Source organism: Cryobacterium sp. TMT2-15-1 (genome assembly GCF_004402345.1).
Lineage (GTDB): Bacteria > Actinomycetota > Actinomycetes > Actinomycetales > Microbacteriaceae > Cryobacterium > Cryobacterium sandaracinum.
The window spans coordinates 17,418-34,635 of the sequence record NZ_SOGD01000026.1; the positions used below are offsets into that span (position 1 = coordinate 17,418).

General features: G+C 67.2%; 18 protein-coding genes, 2 tRNA genes and 1 riboswitch. Of the genes, 9 read left to right on the forward strand and 11 right to left on the reverse strand.

Going from position 1 to position 17,218, the window contains the following annotated elements:
* Positions 1-66 precede the first annotated feature (66 nt).
* Both E3O62_RS05905 and E3O62_RS05910 read left to right on the forward strand, forming a co-directional pair.
* A complete protein-coding gene (locus E3O62_RS05905) occupies positions 67-504 on the forward strand; it encodes a hypothetical protein (protein WP_134397862.1) in 438 nt (145 codons plus the stop codon).
* A 961-nt stretch (positions 505-1,465) separates the two neighbouring features.
* Positions 1,466-2,410, forward strand: a complete 945-nt coding sequence (locus tag E3O62_RS05910) for an aminoglycoside phosphotransferase family protein (RefSeq protein ID WP_134397863.1) — start codon at positions 1,466-1,468, stop codon at positions 2,408-2,410.
* Between the two features lie 162 nt (positions 2,411-2,572).
* On the opposite strand, the gene E3O62_RS05915 is transcribed toward E3O62_RS05910, so the two are convergent.
* From E3O62_RS05915 to E3O62_RS05930, 4 genes are all read right to left on the reverse strand, one after another.
* Complete coding sequence (locus tag E3O62_RS05915; RefSeq protein ID WP_166786426.1) at positions 2,573-3,574, reverse strand: site-specific integrase; 1,002 nt, start codon at positions 3,572-3,574, stop codon at positions 2,573-2,575.
* 185 nt (positions 3,575-3,759) lie between these two features.
* Positions 3,760-3,996 carry a helix-turn-helix domain-containing protein gene (locus E3O62_RS05920; protein ID WP_134397865.1) on the reverse strand — a complete coding sequence of 79 codons (237 nt, stop codon included), beginning with the start codon at positions 3,994-3,996 and terminating at the stop codon, positions 3,760-3,762.
* 157 nt (positions 3,997-4,153) lie between these two features.
* A tRNA-Arg gene (locus E3O62_RS05925) sits at positions 4,154-4,229 on the reverse strand.
* A 41-nt stretch (positions 4,230-4,270) separates the two neighbouring features.
* Positions 4,271-4,531, reverse strand: coding sequence for a thioredoxin family protein (locus E3O62_RS05930; protein WP_134397866.1), 261 nt, complete (start codon positions 4,529-4,531; stop codon positions 4,271-4,273).
* A gap of 91 nt (positions 4,532-4,622) precedes the next feature.
* On the opposite strand from E3O62_RS05930, the gene orn reads away from it, so the two are divergent.
* From orn to E3O62_RS05955, 5 genes are all read left to right on the forward strand, one after another.
* Positions 4,623-5,243, forward strand: coding sequence for an oligoribonuclease (gene orn, locus E3O62_RS05935; protein ID WP_134394814.1), 621 nt, complete (start codon positions 4,623-4,625; stop codon positions 5,241-5,243).
* 42 nt (positions 5,244-5,285) lie between these two features.
* Positions 5,286-5,361 (forward strand) — tRNA-His (locus E3O62_RS05940).
* A 160-nt stretch (positions 5,362-5,521) separates the two neighbouring features.
* The gene (locus tag E3O62_RS05945; RefSeq protein WP_166786427.1) at positions 5,522-6,406 is read left to right on the forward strand and encodes an ABC transporter substrate-binding protein; all 885 of its coding nucleotides are present in this window, start codon (positions 5,522-5,524) and stop codon (positions 6,404-6,406) included.
* A gap of 42 nt (positions 6,407-6,448) precedes the next feature.
* Positions 6,449-6,799, forward strand: coding sequence for a metallopeptidase family protein (locus E3O62_RS05950; RefSeq protein ID WP_104170257.1), 351 nt, complete (start codon positions 6,449-6,451; stop codon positions 6,797-6,799).
* A gap of 23 nt (positions 6,800-6,822) precedes the next feature.
* Positions 6,823-8,124, forward strand: coding sequence for a D-alanyl-D-alanine carboxypeptidase family protein (locus tag E3O62_RS05955; protein WP_134397868.1), 1,302 nt, complete (start codon positions 6,823-6,825; stop codon positions 8,122-8,124).
* A 59-nt stretch (positions 8,125-8,183) separates the two neighbouring features.
* Here E3O62_RS05955 and E3O62_RS05960 read toward each other — a convergent pair whose 3' ends face one another.
* Genes E3O62_RS05960 through E3O62_RS05980 form a run of 5 tightly spaced genes read right to left on the reverse strand, consistent with a single transcriptional unit; the run spans position 8,184 to position 12,027 of the window.
* Positions 8,184-8,444, reverse strand: a complete 261-nt coding sequence (locus E3O62_RS05960; protein ID WP_134397869.1) for a hypothetical protein — start codon at positions 8,442-8,444, stop codon at positions 8,184-8,186.
* Positions 8,445-8,471: 27 nt separating this feature from the next.
* A complete protein-coding gene (locus tag E3O62_RS05965) occupies positions 8,472-9,095 on the reverse strand; it encodes an ATP-binding protein (protein WP_241973344.1) in 624 nt (207 codons plus the stop codon).
* Positions 9,082-9,864, reverse strand: a complete 783-nt coding sequence (locus E3O62_RS05970) for an energy-coupling factor transporter transmembrane protein EcfT (protein ID WP_134343107.1) — start codon at positions 9,862-9,864, stop codon at positions 9,082-9,084. The genes E3O62_RS05965 and E3O62_RS05970 overlap by 14 nt, the downstream gene beginning before the upstream one ends.
* On the reverse strand, positions 9,861-11,384 hold the full coding sequence (locus E3O62_RS05975; protein ID WP_134397870.1) for an ABC transporter ATP-binding protein: 1,524 nt from the start codon (positions 11,382-11,384) through the stop codon (positions 9,861-9,863). The genes E3O62_RS05970 and E3O62_RS05975 overlap by 4 nt, the downstream gene beginning before the upstream one ends.
* A 10-nt stretch (positions 11,385-11,394) precedes the next feature.
* The gene (locus tag E3O62_RS05980; protein ID WP_134394808.1) at positions 11,395-12,027 is read right to left on the reverse strand and encodes an ECF transporter S component; all 633 of its coding nucleotides are present in this window, start codon (positions 12,025-12,027) and stop codon (positions 11,395-11,397) included.
* A gap of 37 nt (positions 12,028-12,064) precedes the next feature.
* A riboswitch (TPP riboswitch) is annotated at positions 12,065-12,174 on the reverse strand.
* 360 nt (positions 12,175-12,534) lie between these two features.
* Between E3O62_RS05980 and nhaA the strand changes: the two genes are divergently transcribed.
* On the forward strand, positions 12,535-13,908 hold the full coding sequence (nhaA, locus tag E3O62_RS05985) for a Na+/H+ antiporter NhaA (RefSeq protein ID WP_134397871.1): 1,374 nt from the start codon (positions 12,535-12,537) through the stop codon (positions 13,906-13,908).
* Between the two features lie 319 nt (positions 13,909-14,227).
* Here nhaA and E3O62_RS05990 read toward each other — a convergent pair whose 3' ends face one another.
* Both E3O62_RS05990 and E3O62_RS05995 read right to left on the reverse strand, forming a co-directional pair.
* Positions 14,228-14,560 carry a hypothetical protein gene (locus E3O62_RS05990; RefSeq protein WP_134343105.1) on the reverse strand — a complete coding sequence of 111 codons (333 nt, stop codon included), beginning with the start codon at positions 14,558-14,560 and terminating at the stop codon, positions 14,228-14,230.
* A 69-nt stretch (positions 14,561-14,629) separates the two neighbouring features.
* Positions 14,630-15,850: a DNA polymerase IV gene (locus E3O62_RS05995; protein WP_134397872.1), complete on the reverse strand. Its 1,221-nt coding sequence runs from the start codon at positions 15,848-15,850 to the stop codon at positions 14,630-14,632.
* 218 nt (positions 15,851-16,068) lie between these two features.
* Here E3O62_RS05995 and E3O62_RS06000 point away from each other — a divergent pair, with 218 nt between their 5' ends.
* The gene (locus E3O62_RS06000; protein ID WP_134397873.1) at positions 16,069-16,632 is read left to right on the forward strand and encodes a TIGR03086 family metal-binding protein; all 564 of its coding nucleotides are present in this window, start codon (positions 16,069-16,071) and stop codon (positions 16,630-16,632) included.
* The last annotated feature ends 586 nt before the right edge of the window (positions 16,633-17,218 follow it).

Genomic DNA, 17,218 nt, shown 5'->3' on the forward strand with positions numbered 1-17,218 from the left:
TGTCATCACCTTTGGCGCCGCGACACGGTACCGTCAGGACAGACAACCGGACGTGGAGCGTGGGCAATGGTTCCTTTATGGGTTCGGGCGGGCGCACTGATCTGCACGGCGGCTCTGGTCCTCACCGGGTGCGCACCCGATGATTCGATCTCGCAGATCCGAAGCTTCTTGGCCGCCGATAGCGGCCCGGACGATCTACTCCCGCCCGGGGTAAAAGACGCGACGAGCGATCCCGAATCCAGCCGTTTCGTCGGCGAAAAGGCTGGTGTCAGCTACTTCCTCACGAAACACGTCGATCCGGCCTCCGGGTCACCAGGCTACTGTCTCGTGATCTCCAACCCGACGGAGGGCGCAGCATCAAGCTGCGCATCAGATGTCAACGCAACACATTTGTGGGTTAGCAGCTCCGAAACGGGCAGCGCCAGAGTCGTGGTCGCCGACGACGTCATCCCGGACGGGTGGACAAAGCTCGGCGACTTCCTGATCGTCAACCCTGAAAAGTGATTTCCCTCAGCTCGGCACTCTAACCGTCGGCCCCGGCGCCCTGAAGGTTGCCTTCGCTGACGCTGGACGCCCTCCGAAAACACTGCAACACTCGGGGTCTGTTCCTTCGTTAGAAATCCGGAGACACACCATGTTCCCTATTCTGTCCAGGTTGCGGATGAGGCAGTGGCTGCCACTGTTTACACTCCTCCTAGCGACTTCGGGCGCAGCGGTCGGAGCTGCCCTCGGTCAGCCCAACTCATGGGGATGGTTCATCGGGGGTGGGCTCGTTGCCATCGTGATTAGTATCACCACCCTGGCAGGCCGGAGCAGGAGAGAACATCCGGTGACACCGCGCGAATGAGATACTTCCGGAGTCCTCGGCTTCCGCCAGACGCGGGCCACGAACCCTGCGAAAGAGCTGCCGTTAGTCGCACAGCCGGCGTGGCCACCGAGCACGATGGAGTCGTTGCCGGCACTTCGGGCCCGGAGTAGACGCAATCCCATCGCAAGCATTTCGTTCAATCCCCAAGACATCCGACGACGCCTTCCTCGCACCAGACGCACTGATACAATAAACATCTCCCGCTGAGGGTTCGTCTTGCGAGCTGCTCCGGATGTTCCCTCCTGGCCAGGTAATCGACGGCGTATTGCCCCGAACGACCACGCGGTCGTAGGCTCGCGCTAAGTAGGGCACTCAGGTGTCCGCGAATCGAGGGGTGGTCGACATGGAATTCAGTGCTCTTTTTTGGTGGAACTTCTGGGTGGTAGTTCAGGTTCTCGTTGTGGTTGGGGTCGTCGTGGCTCTGGGGCTTTTCATCCGCTGGGGACGGCGCAAGAGCGCCATTCTTGAGGCGAGCCAACCCACGGAAGGTTACGGGCCCGCTGCCGGTAAGTAGCGGGTGCAAAGTCCCCCGCAAAGGGTTCCCCGTGAGGAGAGGCCCCGCCCAAGGGTCGTGGCACGAGTGGTTACGCTCGGGGCATGAACGATTCGGCATGGAAGTCACCCGAGATCTTAGTTCCGCGGACTTTTCGAGAGATGCCACGTTGGCGGACCGACGGGACGAAATGGCTCGATTCTCTCTCGGAGCGACTGGCCAACCAGTGCGTTGAATGGAGTCTGCGCCCGGACGGCAGCGCGCTCCATGGCTCGAATGCGATCGCTGTTCCGGTGACTCGTCACGGCGTCCCCTTCCTTTTGCGAATGGCTCCGCCTCATCCCAGTTTCCAGCTCGAGATCTATGCGCTCCGGTTCTGGGACGGACGCGGAACAGTGCGGTTGATCGAGCACGATTCCGACGCGGGTGCAATGCTTCTGGAACGCCTCGACACCACAGAGACCCTCTCCAGCGCTCCCTTGATAGACGCAGTGCCCGTGATCGCACGCCTGATGCGGAGACTGGCCGTTCCTGCCGAAACGACGGACGCGGCATCCACAGCAGACGTAGTCGCAGCCCGCGTCGGCTTGCTCAAGGCCGAATGGGAGCGGCTCGGCAAACCTTTCGACCGAGCGATCCTTCAGCAGACCCTCAAAACAGCCCAAGACCTGAGTTCAACCCCGCACGATGACGCTGTCAACGCCGACCTCCACTTCGACCAGGTCCTCGCTGGAACACGAGAGCCATGGCTGGCCGTGGACCCCGTACTACTTCGCGGCGACATCGAATACGACCTTGCCCGGATCCTGTGGACTCGGCTGGACGAGATGACAGATGATACTGAAGTCCTGTTCCACTTCGACACCGTCGTCCGCGAGGCACAACTCGACCGGGAACGGGCATGGAAATGGGTGTTGTACCGCAGCGTGGACTACTGGCTGTGGGGCCTGGACCATGGTCTCACCACCGACCCCGAGCGCTGCCGAAGGTTGGTAGCGATCTTTGGGGAACACGAGCCGAGTAGCGAGAAGCATTCCGTCGCCCGCTGAGCGTTCCATATGTGGAACGGCAGCAAGGGGGCGACGTCGGTTGATGAGTTCCGCAGTCAAATGCGGAAAGTGCGTCGTTCGGACCGCGCGAAACTGCCGCGGTGCCCGTTTGACTCTTCCGACATTGAGCCCGATGACCGGGGGTCACACGCACGAGGTTGTCTACGCGGGCGGCGCCAGCTGCTGGAGCACCGTCGCCGGCTCGGGTTTTACTGCGCGGTCGGGCTCCGCGTAGTGCGCCTTTGTCGTCGACGTCGAGGTGTGTCCGAGCACGTCAGCCGCAGCCTGCATGCCGAGTTCGTTGGCGAGCAGCGTCGCCCCCGTCCGGCGAAAGGCGTGTGGGGTGATCCCCATGCCGTCGAGGCCAGCGTTCCGGAGGATCTCGCGGAATGTGCGCCTGACGTTGTGCGGCGCGAGTGGCTTGCGGTTCCGCGCGAAGAAAAGCAGATGTTCACCGTCTTCCGCCTCGATCAGTGTCAGACGTCGGCGTATCACCTCTGCCGCGAATTGTGGCACGGCGACGGACCGGTTCGACTCGTGCGTCTTGGGATGAGCCTGGCGGAGCACGCCGACGCCACTTTGCACGACGAGCGTTCCGCGGATGTGCACCCAGGGCGGATCGGCGGTCATGTCTACGTCGCACTTTCGAAGCGCAAGTGCCTCGCCGATCCGCGTTGCCGTGCCGAGCATCACCTCGATGAGGTCCTGCACCTGGCCGTCCGGCTTCGGCCCCATCCGGCCCTCCCCCATGCGCCAGTCGCGGGCAGCGAGACGGATTGCGGATATCTGATCCGCCGTGAGCGCTTTCGGGGTGTGCTGGGGCTTCTTCATCCGTGAGGTCTCCTTCACGGGATTGCGCGGGATGATCCCCCGCCGCACCGCAAACCCCAGCACCATGCTGAGGATCGTTCGGGAGTGCCTGGCTCGCGTGTAAGAGATCGCGCGCTGCACCTTCAGGAAAAGCTCGATGCGACCGACGGTCACCTCGCGAACCGTGAAGTGCTCGAAGAAGGGAAGCACGAGCCCGCGCAGCTCATACTCGTAGACGGCTTTGGTGCCGTTCGCGCGGTCGACGTCGAGCCCCAGGTCCTCCAGCCAGGCCTCGGCCAGCATCCTGAACGGCGAGCCCGCGTTCACTGTGTCGCCGACGTTGGCGGCGCTCATCCGTGCGGCCAGCTCGACCTTGAGCGCGGTCTTCGCCGCGTTGCGACTCGAACCGGTCGCGGTGACTTGCCTCGACTGACCGTCCCAGTCGCGGAAGCGAGCCGTCGCCCGGAAACGCCCTACACCGACCTCGGTCGCCTTGATCGCGCCGAACGTACTGATCGGAAGTCGTGGCCGGCCGGCCATCAGCGCTCGCCCCCGCGACCAGTCAAGGACGGAACGGGCTCGTGGAGTCCGTCCAGCCAACGGAGAACATCGGAGACACGGTAGCGGATCTCCCGTCCGACTCGAATACCGGATGGGCCGCGGCCGTCGGTGCGCAGGTCGTAGATGGCCTGCACGTGCACGCCGAGATACTCGGCGAGCTCACTCGTCGTGAGTACGGGCTCGAGGCCGAGCCCCAAGAGACTTTCAGCATTCATAACTCGTAGGTGACCAAGGCCACACCAGGTCAATCGAACTGGGTCGCGTACCATCTCTCCGAGCGCCCCTAACGGGCGGGCACAGTGGAATAAGCGTTGAGTGCATCAAGTCTTGCCCTTTCAGTGAGGACAAGAAACCCTGATCAGACTACGTTCGTGGTGCCCCCGGTAGGAATCGAACCTACGACAAGCGGATTAGAAGGCCGCTGCTCTATCCACTGAGCTACGGGGGCGAAGAACGATCAACGATACCGCAGACCCGGCCCGCCGGCGCTCAAAGGGCCTTCGCGGCCGCCACGAGCACCTGGGCGAGTGTCGGCACACCCGTGGCCCGGAAGACCTCGATCCCGGCCGCGTCCCGGATGATAACCGTGGGGGTGATCCGGATGCCGTCGGCCTCGGCTTCCGCGACGTCCCGCACCACGTCGAGCTCACGCACGGTCGCCTGGGGCACGAGGCGTTCGACCTCGGCCAGGACTGCCCGGGTCTGCATGCAGGGCTCACAGAAGGCGGAGGAGAAGTACGTCAATTCCATGCGAGGTAGTCTACGGAGCGCACGTCTCAGTCGCACCGCTGCCGGGATCAGCGCAACAGGGCCGGTCGGCGTCCGCCGTTAGACTCGACACATGAAAAAAAGTAGTGACCGGTTGGTTTGGATTGACTGCGAGATGACCGGTTTGGACATTGATTCCGACGAGTTGGTGGAGATCGCTGTAGTGATCACCGATTACGACCTGAACATCATCGACCCGGGACTCGACCTCATCATCAAGCCGAATCAGGCGTCGCTGGAGAACATGAACGACTTCGTGCGCAACATGCACGAGACCAGCGGGCTGATCAACGAGATCCCGAACGGAATCAGCGCCGCCGAGGCCGAGACCCTGGTGCTGGAATACGTACTGCAGTTCATCCCGGCCGAGCAGAGGGCTCCGCTGGCGGGAAATTCCATCGGCACCGACCGGGCCTTCCTGATGAAATTTATGCCTCGCCTCGACGCCCAGCTGCACTACCGCAACGTCGACGTGTCCTCGATCAAGGAACTCGCACGCCGCTGGTACCCGCGGGTTTACTTCAACGCCCCCGCGAAAGACGGCGGACACCGCGCCCTGGCTGACATCCTCGAATCCATCCGCGAACTGGCGTACTACCGCCAAACCGTGTTCGTGGCCGACCCCGGGCCGTCCAGCCAACAGGCGAAGAACAGCGCGGCCGCAGCCGTGAACATTTTCGCTGCGAACATGTAATACACTTGTCAAGTTGCCTTCTCTGTGAGAAAGCAGCGCATGGTGGGTATAGCTCAGCTGGTAGAGCATCCGGTTGTGGTCCGGAAGGCCGCGGGTTCAAGCCCCGTTACTCACCCCAATTGAAACACGCAGAAACAGTTCATCGAACGCGCGACCGGGCCCTCGGATTCGGCCGCGCGTTCGCATTTCCGGCATCGAAACGCCGCACCGAAATGGTGTCCTCGCCTCGGCCTCCCCGCGGTCCAACGGCGTCCGGGACAGCTGAAAGGGATCTCTCCATGCGTGCTCGTTTCGCCCTCCCCGCCGTCGCTGCGGTGGCCGCCCTCCTGCTCACCGGCTGCGTCGACAACACTGTGCCGGTTCCCGGAGCCGACGCCACCGCGCCCGCCAAGACCGTGACCGAAGATGCCGCCGCCTCGGCGCTGCTCCCGGAGAAGGTCCGCGCCTCCGACACGCTCGTGATCGGAACGAGCCCGAATTACTCCCCCAACGAGTTCAAGGACGATTCCGGCAACCCGATCGGCTGGGGAGTCGAACTCGGCGCCGCGGTTGCCGCGAAGTTGGGTCTGACCGCCGACTACAAGGTCGCGAATTTCGACACCATCATCCCGAGCATCATCGGCGGCGAGATGGACCTGGGAAACTCGTCCTTCACCGTCAACCTGAAGCGCCAGGAGCAGGTCGACTTCGTCAACTACTACACGGCCGGCATCCAGTGGGCCTCCGCCACCGGCACCACCGTCGACCCCGACGACGCCTGCGGCCTGAAGATCGCCGTGCAGTCCACCACCTACGAGGACACCGACGAAATCCCGGCCAAGAGCGCCGCCTGCGTCGCCGCCGGAAAGCCCCCGATCGACAAGCTCAAGTTCGACACCCAGGACCTAGCCACGAACGCCACTGTGCTCGGCCAGGCCGATGCCTTCAGCGCAGACTCCCCGGTCACCCTCTACGCGATCCAGCAGACCGCGGGCAAGCTGCAGAAGGCCGGCACCTCCTTCGACGAGTCACCTTACGGCATGGCCGTGGCGAAGAACTCCGGGATGGCAGCGGCCGTGCAGGCTGCCCTGCAGTCCATGGTCGACGACGGCTCCTACGGCGAGATCCTCAAGACCTGGGGCGTCACCGACGGCGGCCTGAGCACCATCACGATCAACGGCTGACCGGCTCCCTGAGAGGCTGAACGAATGTGAGAGGCTGAACGGATGCCGCAGCTGACTCACGAGGAGTTCGAGCGTCTCGTCGTCGACGAGCTCGACCTCCTGCCCGACGACATGGTCGACGGCCTGGACAACGTGATCTTCGTGGTCGAGGACCGACCCGAAGACGGCACGATGGACACCCTCGGGCTCTATGACGGGGTTGCCCTGACCGAGCGCGGGCAGTACGGCTTCGGTGAGATGCCGGACCGGATCGTGCTCTACCGGGAGCCGTTGCTGGAGCTCTGCGCGGATCTCGAGGAGTTGCGCGACCAGGTGCACATCACTCTGGTGCATGAGATCGCCCATTTCTACGGCATCGACGACGACAGGCTGCACGACCTCGGCTGGGGATGACCAACCACCGTTAGCCTTGCGTCATGAGTAGATCCCGGCCTGCCCGCGTCATCGGCGCCACGGTCGGCGCCCTCGTCATCCTGTCCGTCGGCGTCTACGGGCCGGCCACCCTACTGGGGCCGTTGCCTGAGGCCACCGCCACGCTGGTCACGCCGGCGGCCGGCGAGTCGGTTCCGTTCCCGCCCGCGCTGCCGGCCACCGGCGGCAGCGCCGTCATCGGCCTGGCCACGGTCACACCCGATCCGGCCTTCCCGGAGACGACGGCGCTGGACGCCGACGCTCTCGCCACCACCCTGCCTCTCGCCGTGGCCGGCACGGCCGAACCGCTGCCGATGGCCGCGGCGACGAAGATCGTGACCGCCCTGGTCGTGCTCGACGCGAAACCGCTGACCCTTGGTGAGACGGGGCCTCAGATCCCGATCACGGCCGCGGATTACCAGGACTACATCGACTACGGCAATTCCGGAGCTCGCACCGTCGTGGTCTTCCCGGGCGAACTGTGGACCGAGACCGAGCTGCTCCAGGCGATGATCCTCGGCTCCAGCAACAATCACGCCGACACGCTGGCGCGTTGGGCCTTCGGCTCCCTCGACGCCTACAGCGCCGCCGCCAACGCCTGGCTGGGCAAGCAGGGCCTCGACGGCACTCGTGTCGCCGACGCCACCGGGCTCAACGACGGAAGCGTCGGAACGGCCACCGACCTTGCCCGGCTGGCCGGCCTGGCCGCCGCCGACCCGGTGATCGGTGCCATCCTCTCCCAGCCGGCCTCCGCCCTGGTGGGCCAGCGCGGCGTGGACAACACCACGGCGTTCCTGGCCGAGGAGGGCGTCACCGGCATCACCCGCAGCTACACGGACGGGGCGGGCGTCTGTTTTCTCTTCACCGGTCAGGTGCAGGGCCCGGACTCGACCTACACCTTTGCCGGTGCCCTGCTCGGCGAACCCGATTACGACACCCTGACCAGTGACGTCACCGTCCTGATGGAGAGCGCCCGCGCCGGGGTACGCGAGCTGCCAACCCTCGCCCAGGGTGACGCCTACGTGGAGTTCAGCACACCGTGGGGGGCCGAGGCCTCCGGAACCGTGCGCACGGCCACGACGACGTACGGCTGGCTGGCCCAGGCGCCGGGCGACGCGGAGGTGATCCTGGAGACGGTGTCGACCGGCCGGGCGGGCAAGACCGTCGGCCGGGTCACGGTGGAGACCGGGGGCACCGAGGTGACGTCGACGCTGGTGCTCGACCGCACGATCAGCGCGCCGGGCCTCGGTTGGCGGCTCCTGCACCCCGTGCCGATGATCTCGGCGCTGATCGCCGTGGACCGCTAGCTGCGAAAGACTGCCGCGACCGGCCGCCGGCTACTGGTCAACGGATTTCTGGTCAGCGGCTACTCGCGCTCGCCGGTCGGCAGGAACGGGTCGCTCTCGCCCGCGTCGAACCGGTAGCGCACGTGCACGCGGCCCTGCACATCGCGCACGTCCTCCTCGTCGTACCAGAACAGCGTTTCGACCCCCTCGACGGCGGCCATCATGCTGACCCGGACGTCATGTTTGCCCTGGATCAGCACCCGGGTGTCGACCTGGCCCGCGAGGGGACCGTCAATGAATTCCGCGGTGTAAACGACATTTTCAGCACCTTGATCAGCCATACCTCCAACCTAGTCCCGGGCACCGACTTACGGGCGACGGATGTCCGGGGTCCCGGCCAGCCGGATCGTCGCCTGCCGCTCGGGCGCCTCCCGCTCTCGGTAAGCGTCCCAGCCCGCTTCCCACTGGTCCCAGTGCGACCGGAACAGTTCGCCGTCCCGGGCGAGGGCCCGCTGCTTGCGGATGCGGTCGTCGGCGGCCAGCCAGACCCGGATGTCGCTGAGTGGCGCGTGGGCGGCCGCCAGGGTTCCGCAGCCCTCCACGATCAGCGGGCGGGCCGGGTCGACCGGGTGCCATTCTGCCAACTCGCGCCGCTCCCAGTCATAGCGCCGCCAGGCGGCGGGCCGGCCCAGTCTTCTCGGGGCGAGCACCTGTTCGCGCAGGTGCGTGACGGCGGCGTCCAGCCCCTGCCAGCCGGGGTAGATGTCGTCCAGCCGCACCAGGGTGGGCCGGAGCGGTCCCGGCCAGGCGACGACGAGCGCGTCGGCGAGGGTGCTCTTGCCGGCGCCGCTCGGCCCGTCGATGAGAACGACGGGCGCCACCCCGGCGGCGGCAAGGTCGCGGAGCACGGGGGCCAGCAGCATCCGTCGGTCACCGACCGGATCGGGGGCGGCCGGTTCGAGGGCGGCCGTGGGCAGATCAGGTGAGGACAAAGTTCCAGCTTCCCGTCGCCACGGAGACGCTCACCGAGAGCAGGGCCACGGCCAGACCGATGCCGACCAGGGCCACCTCGCGCCCCCGGAAGCTGGAAGGGCGGGCCCAGGTGCGCCGCACCGAGGCGCCGAACCCGCGGGCCTCCATCGCCGTCGCGAGTTTGCTGCCGCGCCGGATCGACAGCACCAGCAGGGCGAAGGCCTGGCTGAGCAGCCGGCGCAGGACGCCGCGGTCCGCGATGCCGCGGGCCCGCCGGGCCAGTTCGAGGGCGCGCCAGTCCTCGAGGAACAGGCCGACCAGGCGCAGCCCGGCCAGACCGCCAAGCACGAAGCGGGCCGGCAGTTTCACGACTTGGCCGAGGCCGTCGGCCAGGTCGGTGGGGTCGACGGTCACGAAGAGCACGACCGACGGCAGTCCGATGGCGAGGATGCGCAGGGTCGTGGCGATGGCCAGCTCGAGTGATCCCTCGGTCACGTTCACCAGCCCGAAAGACCAATAGACCGCCCCGGCCGCCTGCCCGTAGAGCAGGGTGGTGACGCCGGCGGTGGGGGCGGCGATCCAGACCGGCAGGGTGCGCACCGCGAAGGCCTTCAGGGACAGCCCGGCCCAGAAGAAGAGCACGAACTCGCAGGCGAGGGCGACGACTGCGGAGACCCAGTCGATGGTGAGGATGAGCACGCCCGCCAGCAGCAGCGCGGCGGCCAGCTTCGCGACCGGGTTGATCCGGAAGATGGCCTGGGTTCCCCGGGCAGGCGTCAGCACGCTCACCGGGACACCGCCGCCCGCGGCGTGACGCTGCGGCCGGCCCGCCCGGCCAGATGGTACTCCCGGTCAGCCAGGGCGACCACGAAGTCGGTGTCGTGCGAGACGGCGACCACCGCGGTGCCCTCCCGCAGGAGTTCGTCGAGCAGGGCCACGATCTCCCGCCAGGTGCGCAGGTCCTGGCCGAAGGTGGGCTCGTCGAGCATGAGCAGTCGTGGCTGGGTGGCCAGCACGGTGCCCACCGACAGCCGACGTTTCTCTCCGCCGGAGAGGGTGAACGGGTTCGCCTCGGCCAGGTGGTCCAGGCGCAGGCGCTGCAGCACCTCGTCGACCCGGGCATTGATGTTCGCCTCCGGCCGTTTGAGGGCGCGCGGCCCCACGGCGAGTTCGGCCCGCACGGTGGCGGCCACGAACTGGTGCTCCGGGCTCTGGAACACGGTGCCGATGCGGGTGAGCAGCTGGCGGGACTTCCAGCGGATCGGTTCCTCGTCGGCCCCGCCGGCGAGCTCCGGGCTCGCGAGAACCGCTCCCCCGGCCGGTTTCAGCAGGCCGGCGAGGGTGAGCATCAGGGTCGATTTGCCGGCGCCGTTCGGTCCGGTGACTGCCAGAGCGGTGCCGGCGTGCACCGTGAGGTCGATGTCCCGGGCGAGCACGTCGGCGCGCGTGCGCGCGACCGCGAGGCCGGGCGTGCGGAGCAGAGGGACCGAGCCGGGCGCCGACGCCGAGCTGGTCTCGCGCCGCGATGCAGTCAGGCCGTTGCCCCGCCCGGGCACCCAGACACCCGCGGCCGCGAGCCGTTCCCCCTGCCTGGTCAGCACGTCGTCGGGATGGCCGTCGGCCAGCACTCCCCCGGCCGCGTCGAGCACGATCACCCGGTTCACAAGGTTCTGCCAGACGGCGACCCGATGTTCGATCACGATGAACGTCGCCGCGGAGCTCTCGAGCACGCGGGCAACGGAATCGCGCACATCCAGCACGCCTCCAGGGTCGAGATTCGCTGTGGGTTCGTCGAGCAGCAGCAGCCCCGGCCGCATCGCCAGCACCCCAGCGAGGGCGAGGCGCTGCTTCTGTCCACCCGACAGCGACGACGTCGGATGGCTGAGCGGCAGGTTCAGGCCGACCATGTCCAGGGCGTCGCTCACCCGGCGCCAGATCTCTTCGCGGGGCACCCCCAGGTTCTCGCAGCCGAAGGCGACGTCGTCGCCCACCCGCGCCAGGATCACCTGGGAGTCAGGGTCCTGCAGCAGCAGCCCGGCCTGGCCGCGCGCTGCGGTCGGCTCGGCGCCGTTCACAAGCAGCTGACCGCGCTGCTCGCCCTCCTCGTCGCCGCCGAGAACCCCGGCGAGGGCGTGCAGCAGAGTGGATTTGCCGGCCCCGGAGGCGCCGAGCAGCAGCACGCGCTCGCCCGGCTCGATTCTCAGGTCGAGGCCGTTGACGGCCCAGCCCCGCCGCCCGGCATGCCGCCATCCCCAGCCGCGGGCCACGACGGACGCTCCCGAGACGGATGCCGCTGCTGCCGGTGTCATCGCCGTCCCCCTAGACCTGGGTGCGGTTCGATCGCCCGGCGGCGAACCGCGACAGTGCCCCGGTGCGGGCGAGGCCACGCATGGCCAGCCAGGACAGCAGTCCGGCCACGACAATGCCGGAGACGATCGAGGAGGCGGTGTAGATGGTGATGAAGGGAACGGCCGATCCGGGGTACCAGAGCAACAGGTCGTTGACGGCGAGGGCAAGGCCGGCACCCGCGCCGGCGAGCAGGGCCACGACGAGGCGGTAGTTGGCGTAGAAGAACAGCGCGAAGACCAGCTCCGCGCCGAGACCCTGCACCAGGCCGGAGACCAGGATGGTGGCTCCCCAGGCGGTGCCGCCGACCAGAGTCGACACGACCGCCGCCAGCAGCTCGGTGTAGAGCGCGGCGCCGGGTTTGCGGATGATGAGGCCGCCGAGCACGCCGGCGAACAGCCATCCGCCGCCCAGGAGCGCCTGCAGGCCCGGCAGCAGCGGGGTGAGCAGGCCGCTGAGCGGGTTGTACGCCTGGTTCCAGACGACGAAGATGAGCCCGCTGGCCACGCCGATGACACTGGCGATGACGATGTCGACGACCCGCCACCGGAAGTTACGCGGCTGGTGGGATGTGGTGGGGGTGAGAAGGGTTGTTGTAGCGTGCACTGGTCGTGCCCTTTCCGTAGATGGTTCCAGGGCACGGGAACGAGATAATCTGCCTCCCTGCGCTGGCATGATCCAGATCAGGTTCGACGGTCGAAGCTTCAGAAGCTTCCTCTCAGCCCGGTTGACCGGACTCCCGTGTTCGAATTCAGTATAGACCTCGGCCTAGACTCGCGGGATGGAGTCCTCGCCTCGCCCCCGAATCACTGTCGGGCGCGAATGACGTTCACCGTTCCCCTCATCCTCGCCGGGCTGTTGCTGCTGTTGCTGCGCCACTTCATTTTGCGGCGACGACGGATGCGACGCGGGCTACCCGTGCGCGGTCCCTGGCATATCCCCCGGAGCTGGCGGGAAGGGCCGGGCTCCCGCCAGCGGCTGGGCCGCTGGTGGCGTAGCTGACGCGGGCGGCGATGAGCGCCCGAACGCGGTACGCTCGAAGTGGTGAGTCGGGAAGTCTGGTCGACAGCTTTGTTCGTGTGCCACAAAATCCCGATTGACTGAGGCCTGTCCATGCCGAAACCACCACCACTTCCGCCCACCCCGAGACTGAACGTCTTTCGCCGCAGCAGCTATCCCGAGTATTTGCACGTCTCGACGATCCTGCGCAAAGAGACCGTGGGCGGCGCTCTCCTGCTGGTGGCGACGGTTCTCGCGCTGATCCTGGCCAACACCGGGGCCTCCGATTTCTACTTCTCCGTGCGGGACTTTAAGATCGGCTACGAGCCGTGGCACCTCAATCTGAGCCTCGGCGCGTGGGCCGCCGACGGACTCCTGGCGATCTTCTTCTTCATTGCCGGCCTCGAACTCAAACGTGAGTTCGTCGCCGGCGATCTGCGCACCTTCAGCCGCGCGGTCGTCCCGGTCGCCGCGGCCGTCGGCGGCGTCATCGTGCCGGCTGTGATCTTCACCGCAATCGCGTTCAGCTCGGGGCCGGAAATGTTACGAGGCTGGGCCATCCCCACCGCCACCGACATCGCCTTCGCCGTGGCCGTGCTCGCCGTGATCGGCTCCAAACTGCCCAGCGCCCTGCGCATCTTCCTGCTGACCCTGGCCGTGGTCGACGACCTGCTCGCCATCGCCATCATCGCCTTCTTCTATTCCGGCGACCTCCAGCCTGTTCTGTTGCTGCTCGCCATCGTGCCGCTGGGCCTCTTCGCCTTTCTGGCGCGTAAGTACTCCTACCTGTTCGGCACCACCACGTGGGCCGCGGGCGCCGTTCTGCTGCCGCTCGGCATCGCCACCTGGGTTCTCGTGCACGGCTCCGGCATCCACGCCACGGTGGCCGGAGTGCTGCTCGGCTTCGCCGTGCCCGTGCTGCGCAGCCGACGTGGCGGCGGACCCGACGCCGGCCCGGGCCTGGCGCAGAACCTCGAGCACCGCATGCGCCCGCTCTCGGCCGGTTTCGCCGTGCCGGTGTTCGCGTTCTTCTCCGCCGGGGTCACGATCGGCGGCGTGTCGGGCCTGACCACAGCCCTCACCGACCCGGTCGCGATCGGAATCGTCGTCGCCCTGGTGGTGGGCAAGCCAGCAGGCATCATGCTCGCCACCTGGCTGGTCACCAAGACCACCCGGGGCGCCCTCGACCCGGACCTGGCCTGGGTGGATGTGATCGGCGTCGCCATGCTCGCCGGTGTCGGCTTCACGGTGTCGCTGCTGATCAGCGAGCTGGCTTTCGGGCAGGGTAGCCCGCACGACGACCACGCCAAGGTAGCTATCCTGACCGGGTCGCTGCTGGCGGCACTACTGGCGACGGTGGTGCTGCGCAGCCGCAACCGGCACTACGGGCGCATCGCCGACAAGGAGGCGCTCGACGCCGACAACGACGGCGTCCCCGACGTGTTCGAGACCGATCCGGCTCGCGACGAGCGGTTCGGCGGGCACTGACAGGGCCGGAGCGCAGCCAGCCGCCCGACTCCCTCAGTTGGAGTAAATGCTGGCCGTCACAGGCGGAACGGCGTGCCCGGCGCCGCACCAATTCGACGGAGATTCTTCGGTCAACACCCGTTTTCGAGCCCCAACCCCTGCGCACTGTTCAGGGCACAATCGCCGTCGAATTCGTTCGGGACGGATGTGCCGCAGATCCTCGGACTCGAAGGACGCGGCGGTGAGAGCGCACATTCATCCACCGCGTCGAAGCGCAATCAGCAGCCCGACATCCTCAGCCGGGGTGGCTGGGCGACCGGGCGGCTGGGCACCTTCGCTGCTAGCGTTTGAGGGCGCGGACGACGCGGGAGATCGCCTTGCCGGCCACCCAGAGGAACGGAATGCCGACCGCGAGCAACGAGATGACGTTGGGCTCGAAGCGCACCGTCGTGCCCGATTTGACGTAGGCGCCGATCGGCAGGGATGCCCCGCCGCCCCCGCCGCCGGACCCGCTGCCGGTGGCGGCGGAGTCACCCTCGCCACCGCCGAAGCCGTAGTACACGAGAGCAACGGGAATCAGGGTGACGCCGTCCACCTGGACCGGATCACCGTAGGCCGACCTGACGCCGGCGGTACGAGAGATATCTGCGAGCTTCTCTGGAAGGCTAGTCATGGATTCAGGCTACTCCCTGTCTGGTTTGCGGTTGCCTGATCAGTGGGGGCCTGGTCAGTGGGGGCCTGGTCAGGGTGTGTCCGGATACAGTAGCGACGCCGGGCGCACCGTGCCGCGCCCGAACCGTGCGGTGACCGAGTCCACGGCCCGTTCGGCTCCCCGCCAGTCGTCGTCGGGGTCCCAGAGGCCGGCGCCAGTGCCGTCGCCATCGCTGAGCTGCTCAACGCGCACGCCGATGAGGCGCACCCGGATGCCGGAGACCGCCAGAGCCTCGAAGCTGGCAGCCACCTCCTCGTAGATCCGGCGTCCGACGCTGGTCGGTTCCGACAGGGTGCGGGAACGGGTGACGGTGCTGAAGTCTGTGTAGCGCACCTTGAGCACCACGCAGCGGCCCACGAGGCCCGCGCGGCGCAGCCGGGCAGCCACCGCAACGGACTGCCGCAGCAGTTCGCTCCGGAGTCGGGCGACATCCGTCACGTCGTATTCGAAGGTGACCTCGTGGCCGACGCTTTTCTCCGCGTGCTCCACCGTGACCACCCGAGGGTCCCTCCCCCAGGCCAGCTCGTGCAGCTTGCGGCCCGACGCGTCGCCCACGCACTTCTGCAGCACCGCGAGCGGGGTGCGGGCGAGGTCACCGATCTCACGCAGGCCCTGCCCGAGCAGCGCCTGTTCGGTCGTGGCGCCGACCCCCCACAAGGTGCCGACGGGCAACGGATGCAGGAATGCGAGGGTCTCTTCGGCGGGAATCACGAGCAGGCCGTCGGGTTTCGCCCGGCCCGACGCCATCTTGGCGACGAACTTCGTGCTCGCCGCACCGACCGAGCAGGTGAGCCCGGTTTCGGCCTTGACCCGGGCCCGGATTTTCGCGCCGATCTCGGCCGGGGTGCCGTGCAGGCGACGGGCACCCGCCACGTCGAGGAAGGCCTCGTCGATGCCCAGCTGCTCGACCAGCGGCGTGAACTCTTCAAAGATGCGCATCACCCGGTCGGAGTATTCCCTGTACCGGCCCATGTGCGGTTCGAGCACCACAGCCTCCGGGCAGCGCCGAAGGGCGAGCGCCATAGGCATGGCCGAATTTACGCCGTAGCGCCGGGCCACGTAGTTCGCCGCCGTGACCACCGAGCGCCCGGACCGGTGCCCCACGATCACCGGGCGGTGCACCAGTTCGGGGTGATCGAGCAGTTCGACTGACGCGAAGAACGCGTCCAGGTCGATGTGGAGCAGGGTCGCGGCGCTGTCGTCTACCGCGTCGGTCGAGACCGTGCGATCGCTGCCGTCCTGCCTGCTCATGCGTCCTGCCTGCTCATGGTCCTTCAACTCCTGGAGAGACCCTAACCCGGACCGGCGACAGGCCGCGACCGATTCCGCGACGGGAGAACGTGAACAGCGCCCGGGCGGAATGCACGGTGATGGAATGCAGGGCGACGGAATGCAGGGCGACGGATGCCGGTTGTAGCGTTGCAGGGGCATCCGTTCCACCGTTCCACCCGTTCTACCAAGGGAGTCCCATGACATATGACTGGCTTGCGCTGCAGAAACGGGCCGCCGAGGAGTTCGGGGCCCGCGTCGACCTGATCACCGACTGGGCCGCCGCCACACCGGACACCGAGTGGACCGTGACCGAGTTGGTGCGCCACGTGGTGTTGGAACAGCAGTGGGTCCCCGCGCTGCTGCGCGGCCTCACGGTGCTCGACGCCCGGCGCTCACTCACCCCGCTGGGCCCGGACCTCGCGAAGGAATGGGCCATCTATTCGGCGCTGGCGGCCGCAGCCTGGGCAACGACCCCGGCCGACGCACCGGTGACCCTGTCGTATGACACGGTGACGGCATCCGACTACCTGCGCGAGCAGGTCTCCGATGTCACGATCCATTCCTGGGACCTGGCGCGGGCAACGGCCGCCGACGAGTCCCTCGACCCGGCCTTGATCGAGGCGGTCTGGACGGTGTTCGAGCCCCAGCGGGACACCCTCGAGGCCAGCGGACTCTTCGCCACCCCGGTACCATCCGACGAGAACGCGCCGCTGCAGACAAGGCTGCTCGCCCTGACCGGCCGGGATCCGCGCAGGCCGTAGCCCGCGGGCCGCACCTGCCAGGCCTGGGGCTACCGGTTCACCTTTTCCGCGCAGGCGATGCGTTGGGACGACGACTCCTTGCTCGGACAGGTCTGGGGTGCGACTATTCAACGCTCCGCCGAGTCATTATGGACCCATCGGGCATTTCTCTCGGTTTCGGTCTGGTCTCGGTGGTCGAGCCTGTCGAAACCCGGTAGTCGAGCCGCCTCGGTGGTCGAGCTTGTCGAGACCCGGTGCGCCGACGTCCGGAGGTTCGCCGGGCATCCGTCGCGGTCGAATTCGCTAACTGCGGAGATTCTCCCGACACGCCGCTTCGGCAGGCGCCGCACCAGGCGTTTACCGAAAAATTGCCGCGTCTACGTGACGACGGATGCGTGCCGCCGGCCCAGGAGCGGATGCCCGCAGCGGGCCCAGGGCGCGTTGCTCTGCTCCTCCACAATGCGGGTGTGATCAAGTTATCCACAGGGCGCTGGCGAGTGCCGATCTGGGGCCTCGAATGTCAGTGGTCACCCGTAACGTGTGTCTCATGAAGCCCTCCTATTGTGAGCAGCTAGAGAGCCTGGGTCGTCACTTCGATGCGATCCGG

What these genes read in the sequence shown, in the direction of transcription:
- E3O62_RS05905 (WP_134397862.1), top strand. Translation starts at nt 67, where the DNA reads ATGGTTCCTTTATGGGTTCGGGCGGGCGCACTGATCTGCACGGCGGCT.
- E3O62_RS05910 (WP_134397863.1), top strand. Translation starts at nt 1,466, where the DNA reads ATGAACGATTCGGCATGGAAGTCACCCGAGATCTTAGTTCCGCGGACT.
- E3O62_RS05915 (WP_166786426.1), bottom strand. Translation starts at nt 3,574, where the DNA reads ATGAGCGCCGCCAACGTCGGCGACACAGTGAACGCGGGCTCGCCGTTC.
- E3O62_RS05920 (WP_134397865.1), bottom strand. Translation starts at nt 3,996, where the DNA reads ATGAATGCTGAAAGTCTCTTGGGGCTCGGCCTCGAGCCCGTACTCACG.
- E3O62_RS05930 (WP_134397866.1), bottom strand. Translation starts at nt 4,531, where the DNA reads ATGGAATTGACGTACTTCTCCTCCGCCTTCTGTGAGCCCTGCATGCAG.
- orn (WP_134394814.1), top strand. Translation starts at nt 4,623, where the DNA reads ATGAAAAAAAGTAGTGACCGGTTGGTTTGGATTGACTGCGAGATGACC.
- E3O62_RS05945 (WP_166786427.1), top strand. Translation starts at nt 5,522, where the DNA reads ATGCGTGCTCGTTTCGCCCTCCCCGCCGTCGCTGCGGTGGCCGCCCTC.
- E3O62_RS05950 (WP_104170257.1), top strand. Translation starts at nt 6,449, where the DNA reads ATGCCGCAGCTGACTCACGAGGAGTTCGAGCGTCTCGTCGTCGACGAG.
- E3O62_RS05955 (WP_134397868.1), top strand. Translation starts at nt 6,823, where the DNA reads ATGAGTAGATCCCGGCCTGCCCGCGTCATCGGCGCCACGGTCGGCGCC.
- E3O62_RS05960 (WP_134397869.1), bottom strand. Translation starts at nt 8,444, where the DNA reads ATGGCTGATCAAGGTGCTGAAAATGTCGTTTACACCGCGGAATTCATT.
- E3O62_RS05975 (WP_134397870.1), bottom strand. Translation starts at nt 11,384, where the DNA reads ATGACACCGGCAGCAGCGGCATCCGTCTCGGGAGCGTCCGTCGTGGCC.
- nhaA (WP_134397871.1), top strand. Translation starts at nt 12,535, where the DNA reads ATGCCGAAACCACCACCACTTCCGCCCACCCCGAGACTGAACGTCTTT.
- E3O62_RS05990 (WP_134343105.1), bottom strand. Translation starts at nt 14,560, where the DNA reads ATGACTAGCCTTCCAGAGAAGCTCGCAGATATCTCTCGTACCGCCGGC.
- E3O62_RS05995 (WP_134397872.1), bottom strand. Translation starts at nt 15,850, where the DNA reads ATGAGCAGGCAGGACGGCAGCGATCGCACGGTCTCGACCGACGCGGTA.
- E3O62_RS06000 (WP_134397873.1), top strand. Translation starts at nt 16,069, where the DNA reads ATGACATATGACTGGCTTGCGCTGCAGAAACGGGCCGCCGAGGAGTTC.